This window comes from Streptomyces sp. NPDC058701 (genome assembly GCF_042715295.1).
GTDB lineage: Bacteria > Actinomycetota > Actinomycetes > Streptomycetales > Streptomycetaceae > Streptomyces.
On record NZ_JBHXSY010000105.1, the window covers coordinates 1 to 5511 of the forward strand.

Genomic DNA, 5511 nt, shown 5'->3' on the forward strand with positions numbered 1-5511 from the left:
CTGAAGCGGTATGAGGCCGAGCACGACTGGCTCACCACCGTCCGGCTACCTGCGTGTGCACCCGACCTGAACCCCGTCGAGGCCGTCTGGTCACTCGTGCGCAGAGCGATGGCCAACACTGCTTTCGACACACCCGAGGACCTCGACCGCACACTCCGCCGGGAATTACGCAGGATCCAACTGCGGCCCCACCTGATCGACGGCTGCCTCACCGCCACCGGCCTGACCATCGGCCCACCGACTCCACCCTGAAAACCTCAGTAATCAGCGGCTGACGACCCCGCGCTGCTGGGGATCAGCTGAGTCCGTCCCGGACTCAGCAGTTCGCGTACCGACATCCGTGCCAGTCGGTCGCGCCCATCCTTGAGGACGGCCTCCATCTCGGTGGCGAAGCTTGCGAACTCCACGAGCTGGACCGTCTCGACGTCGAGCCGCAAGTGCGTTCCGATGCCCAGCTTAGCGCCGGACCTGCTCATGCCGCCCTCCGCAGGACGTGCCACGCGCTGAGCGGACGGTCCAGCGCCGTGGTCACATGCCCGGACCACAGCAGATGCAGCACCGCTGCCTTCAACAGCGGCCGGGGGTAGGCCGGCAACAGTTGGAATGCCCCGCCCAGCGACATCCCGTCCAGTTCCACCACCCGCAGGGAGCTGACCACTGCAGCGTCCAAGAGCCAGTCCCGGCGGTAGCTGGCCAGGAACCGGATGTTCTCCAACAGGTACGGGTCGGGATCGTTCCACACCTCGTAGCGCCACCCGCGCGAGCTGACCGCGTCCCGGGTCCACGCGGAAGTCGAAGCGACCTCGGGCCTCTCCAGCCGGCGCCTCGGCTTGACGTCCACGACCCGGGCCGTCATCGGCCAGCACCAGGTAGTCCGGGACGTGCATGCGCACCCTGCCCTGCAGGTCTCTCCTCAGAAGGAAGGGCTGGGCGACGATGTGTCGCACCTCAGGGGCGAAGTCGGCGAACAGCAGCCGTCCCAGCTCCAGCCGCGACTCGTAGATCACGTGGTCGCGCAGGGTCGACGACCAGTACGTACCGGAGTAGTGCTTCTGCCCCTGGTGCCACCGGCAGGTCCGCCAGGGCCGGGCGGTCCGCAGCAGCCCGGGCGGGACGGACGACCACTCCAGGTCCTCCGCCGCGGCCTCGTCACCGCACCGGATGCTCACCTGTACCGAGTCGTCAGCGCCGCTGTCCCCATCGGACCCCCACCCGCGTCGTGCCAGACGGCCCGGTTGGCCTTCGACCGCTGGGTCCTGCCCCCGTCCGTACGCACCGATGGCAACCGGAGGGGGCCGTATACGAAGGGGCGAAGTACCAGCGCGCAAGGCATGGATCCCGCAGCCATGTCGAAAATGACATCGGGATGACATCGCCGTGCGGAAGATGACACGCGGTTCGGGACCCTACAACATCGCCCGACCTTTCAGGGGCGCATGGATGCCTGCGGGGCCGTGTGACATGTGTTCACCGTCAAGATCAAACTTTCCCTGAGCTGCCACCTGACCCGGCGGCAGCCCAGTCGACAAACCCGCCACGGAACTGTTTTAAGCACGCGTACTGGAGTAGCGGTTACTCCACAGGGAGTTCCTGTTCCATGATCGAATGGGTGCTGCGATCAAACATCGGCTCCCCCGTAGGTCGCTGTGGGCTGCCTGCCTCGGAGTGGTTCTCGTGGCGGGCAGCCTACGTTCCCAGCCCGTTGTGCCCTCCGACGGCTGTACTGGCGTGGACGCCACTGCGTCAGAGCGGACCGGCCGGGTCTGACCGTGGCACGCCTCGCTCAGCGAAGTGACCGCCCGCGACTTTTCACAGACAACTCACCGTGCCGGCGGGCCCAGCCAAGGAACTTCCAGGACTCAAGCGAGGACCATGGCGTCACCCTGGAGTGGCGAAGCTGAAAACGCTCCCTGTGTACACCTCTTGGTAGCCACTTATTCAATCGGCGCCTATTGATCCTGGTGGTATCGGGGTGTTCGCTGAGCATCGAGCAGCCAGCACGACGGCCGCGATAATCGCAGTGGGCGCATAAAGTTCTTTCCCGTGCCACAGCGGGAGAGGACTGAATGTGGCGTCTAGGTTGGGCAGTGCTCGTGCAAGTGAATTTTCCACTTTCTCATTTGGTGTCGAGCAGCGCAGAATTTTCAAAGCGTAGGCAGTTTCCTCAGGGTTGCCTTCCCACACGCCCCATGAGCCGTCGTTCCACTGTGTACGAAGGACCCAGTCAACCGAGCGCTGGATTGCAGCATGGGCGGCGGGGCTGGCAAAGCGGAGCAGAGCCCGTGTTCCGCAGGCAGAGGCGTAGTAGGGGGAGGCATGCCATTTGTCATGCCAATTCCCATCAGGATGTTGAGCAGTAGCCAACCAGGTAGCTACGCGCCGACTGATAGGCAGCAGACGGCCGCGCTCAGCTGGGTTGCGTTCCAGGCGGAGACAGAGGTAGTCGAGAACGTGGGCGTTTGTCGTCACAGATGGGGTGGTCTCACCGTGCCAGGACGCGAAATGGGTGCCGGTATCGAATTGGACCAAGGGGGGACTGCCTCGACAGCAGCTCGGCTACCGCAGTCCCGAGGCTATGAGACCGTCTTGACGGCTTTACCAACACGCCAAAGGAGTTGGTCAAAGTGGAGCAATATCACCCTGTCATAACTCCGATGCAATAGTTCCAGGTCTGTGAAACGCCATGGGGTTCTCGGAAGTCGATCAATCCTACACTTGCCCGGCAGTCTGACCCCCGTCAACGACGAGTTCGGATCCGGTGCTATATGAGGCTTCATTGGAGGCCAGGTAGAAGGTTGCATGCGCAACGACCGCAGGCTGGGCAATTTCCGGGATTGCCTGACCAGGCATCATGGAGGGAAAACCCGCCGCTCGCGCAGCCGGTGTGTCGGTCACGCCCGGCACAATCAAGTTTACCCTAATGTTGTCCGCTGCGAACTCAAGCGCCGCACATTTGGTCAGTCCGCGCAGCGCCCACTTCGCAGATGAATAGGCCGACAAGCCCATAGCGCCACCGAGACCAGCCGTCGATCCGGTGTTAACGATCACGCCGCCACCGGCGCGGCGCATGCTTGGCAATATCGCTCGCATCCCAATCATGGTCCCGGTCAGGTTGACATTAAGAATATACTGCCACTCGTCGAGCTCGATAGCGTCGAGGGCGATTTGGCGGAACACGCCGGCATTGTTCACCAAAATCTGGATCGGCGCTGTAGCAAATTCCTCACCATGCTCGATGGCCCGACTCCATTGCCCCATATTTGTGACGTCCAGTTCCACTGCATGAGCGTTCGTACCGGCCTCCGCAGCAACCCGGATCGCAGCCTTGAAGTCAATGTCCCCGACGATCACGCGGTCGCCGGCCTCCGCGAAACGCCGAGCCGTAGCCTCACCAATACCCGAACCTGCACCGGTTACCAAGACAACTCGGGAAGGCGGTTGATTCTGACTCACAGATTTCTCCAATCCGTATGAGCAGCGATCAGAATTTTTCAGATTAATTCGACTACTATTCGGTAGGGTCATCCTATCCTCCCGAACTGACTCGCTTGGTTTTGACTGGAATGTGGCGCTGGAGTTCCGGGATTGACAGCGTCGTACATGGACGAATATGCCCCCGTACATCGCTGCCCCATGTGATACCTCGGTTGCGCGTGGAAGCGAGCTCGCGCTTTGCCGTTCGGCGCCTTCGCCATGCCTAAGACTCAGGACATACCATCGCTCTCATCGCGGGGGCACATCACTTGGCGGGGAGGTGGGGCCCTTGATGATCCGACTTATAACTGCCGGCCGCGCTAGGATGTACGGCGGCTCGGAAAGCGTCAGTACGTCAGCGAACGCATTGCTCACCTTCGGTGATGTGGCTGCCGTCGCCTGGAACCGATCAGCCATTCTGTTCAGAAAGGGCTTGCCGAAAGCCTGTGAAGCCGCCGCCTCCGGGTAGCGGGCGTCGGCGCCTGTAGATAGAGCCCACGCAGTATTTCCTGCCCTGCACACAACGTGTTGGAGCGCACGCAGCTCCTTGCCCCTCCTGAGTCCTCGGCGTATCTCCACCGCGGCCAAGGCCGCGACAGACATTCCGTGAGCGTAGGAAGGATTGAACTGCGCCGCGGCATCGCCGATGAACAGTACCCCGGCGGGAAGGTTCCGGACGGAGTCCAGACGATATCGAGCGTTCTGAGTGTGGCGATAGCCAACGATTCTTCCAACCGGTATGGCCCGCTCGAGCAGTTGATGGATAAGCGGATGTCGAAGTCTGGACGCGAACTCCCGAAAACCCTCATCACTGACCGGTGGAGCGGCCCCCTTCGTCCCGGACAAGGTCACGATCCAGTCGCCGTTCTCCGTGATAAGCACAAATCCGGCCCTTCCTGGCACGCCGGCTGCCGGCACGGCTTGAACACTGACGCACGGATACTTCTCCGCGTCGGCTGGATGGGGCCGGACCACGCGACTGGCGTAGCAGAGGCCCGGGTACACGTATTCCCTTCGAACCGTTCCGTCAAATCCGGTTCCTTGGAGCCAAGAGAGTGCATCCGCGCTACGCCCCGAGGAAACGATAACGAGATCGCCAAACATCTCCTCCTCTCTCTTCTCCGCGTTGAAGAACCGCACTCCGCGTACGCGCGAGGAGCCAACAACCAGACTTGTGACCCGACACCCCTCGTGCAGGGAAATGAAGGGGTAATGCTTGAATAACATGGTACGAATAGAGGGCGCGTGGCCCCAAGTATGTACTGACGCGGCTCTCCTCGCAGCCACCCCCACGAGCCGTACATGAGAACATCTCCAGGAAAACTGAGATGCCGGGCCCCACGCTCGTACAAGTACGAAAGGGTACCCGGCAGCAGTAGGTCAATGGCCTTGGCACCCGAGGAGACCAATGCGTGCAAGTGCCTTCCCTGAGGCACACCAGCTCTAGGACCGGTACCGCCGGAAAACCGATCTCTATCTAGAATAGATACGTGTTCCGCGTGCGGTTCCACGGCGGCAGCGGCCAACAGACCTGCGATGCCTCCGCCTACGACTATGACATGGCCGTACCTCAACGTGCCCCCACACAATGACGCTATCTTCGCCGGGCAAAGGCCTAGCCCTGTTACTCCAGAGCATCGCGCGACGGCTCGTTGCAGTCATGAGTACTGCCTACCCACAGGAGGCGACTGCAGGGAACGACGGTGCTGCAGTGCAGACTGTAGGGGAGCATCGATACCGCAGCCTCCCGCCGACGCGGACGTGACGCTTTCCCGATCATCGGCGGGTCGACCTCGCCTTGCTGTACCGGTACATGAAACTGGCTGCACCCTCGCACCCCGACGTGGGGAGGTCCTGCGGATCGATCCGCCCGCAGTGCTGCTGCGATCCGACCATCCGGCACGGCGCCCCGGGCACGCGCCGATCGACCTGCGGGCACCGTCAGGTGCGGGGTCTGTCCAGTAAACGGTGTAACCGGTTTGGTTGCTGAGGTCAGATTCGGTGGTCGGTGAGGCGGCCGTCGAAGGCGATGTCGAA

Annotated in this window: 6 protein-coding genes and 2 pseudogenes; 1 reads left to right on the plus strand and 7 read right to left on the minus strand. The window is 62.2% G+C overall.

Translation table 11 applies throughout. The features are described from left to right. Positions 1–252 (plus strand): transposase (locus ACFWW8_RS37965; protein WP_386537364.1); only part of this gene is annotated, 252 nt, incomplete at its 5' end. A 5-nt stretch (positions 253–257) separates the two neighbouring features. Here the strand turns inward: ACFWW8_RS37965 and ACFWW8_RS37970 are convergent. The 7 genes and pseudogenes from ACFWW8_RS37970 to ACFWW8_RS38000 all read right to left on the minus strand — a co-directional run. Then, complete coding sequence (locus ACFWW8_RS37970; protein WP_386537372.1) at positions 258–476, minus strand: hypothetical protein; 219 nt, start codon at positions 474–476, stop codon at positions 258–260. Beyond that, on the minus strand, positions 473–856 hold the full coding sequence (locus ACFWW8_RS37975; RefSeq protein ID WP_386537375.1) for a hypothetical protein: 384 nt from the start codon (positions 854–856) through the stop codon (positions 473–475). Before ACFWW8_RS37975 ends, ACFWW8_RS37970 begins: the two co-directional genes overlap by 4 nt. Positions 857–902: 46 nt before the next feature. Beyond that, a pseudogene (locus tag ACFWW8_RS37980) lies at positions 903–1373 on the minus strand (hypothetical protein); the annotation flags it as partial. 565 nt (positions 1374–1938) lie between these two features. Continuing rightward, the gene (locus ACFWW8_RS37985; RefSeq protein ID WP_386537367.1) at positions 1939–2469 is read right to left on the minus strand and encodes a hypothetical protein; all 531 of its coding nucleotides are present in this window, start codon (positions 2467–2469) and stop codon (positions 1939–1941) included. Positions 2470–2709: 240 nt separating this feature from the next. Continuing rightward, positions 2710–3525 (minus strand): SDR family NAD(P)-dependent oxidoreductase, encoded by an 816-nt coding sequence (locus ACFWW8_RS37990; protein WP_386537369.1) that lies wholly within the window; start codon positions 3523–3525, stop codon positions 2710–2712. 198 nt (positions 3526–3723) lie between these two features. Beyond that, a complete protein-coding gene (locus tag ACFWW8_RS37995; protein WP_386537377.1) occupies positions 3724–4701 on the minus strand; it encodes a hypothetical protein in 978 nt (325 codons plus the stop codon). Positions 4702–4913: 212 nt separating this feature from the next. After that, a pseudogene (locus tag ACFWW8_RS38000) lies at positions 4914–5063 on the minus strand (NAD(P)-binding protein); the annotation flags it as partial. Positions 5064–5511: the final 448 nt, after the last annotated feature.

What these genes read in the sequence shown, in the direction of transcription:
- ACFWW8_RS37970 (WP_386537372.1), bottom strand. Translation starts at nt 476, where the DNA reads ATGAGCAGGTCCGGCGCTAAGCTGGGCATCGGAACGCACTTGCGGCTC.
- ACFWW8_RS37975 (WP_386537375.1), bottom strand. Translation starts at nt 856, where the DNA reads ATGACGGCCCGGGTCGTGGACGTCAAGCCGAGGCGCCGGCTGGAGAGG.
- ACFWW8_RS37990 (WP_386537369.1), bottom strand. Translation starts at nt 3,525, where the DNA reads ATGACCCTACCGAATAGTAGTCGAATTAATCTGAAAAATTCTGATCGC.
- ACFWW8_RS37995 (WP_386537377.1), bottom strand. Translation starts at nt 4,701, where the DNA reads ATGTTATTCAAGCATTACCCCTTCATTTCCCTGCACGAGGGGTGTCGG.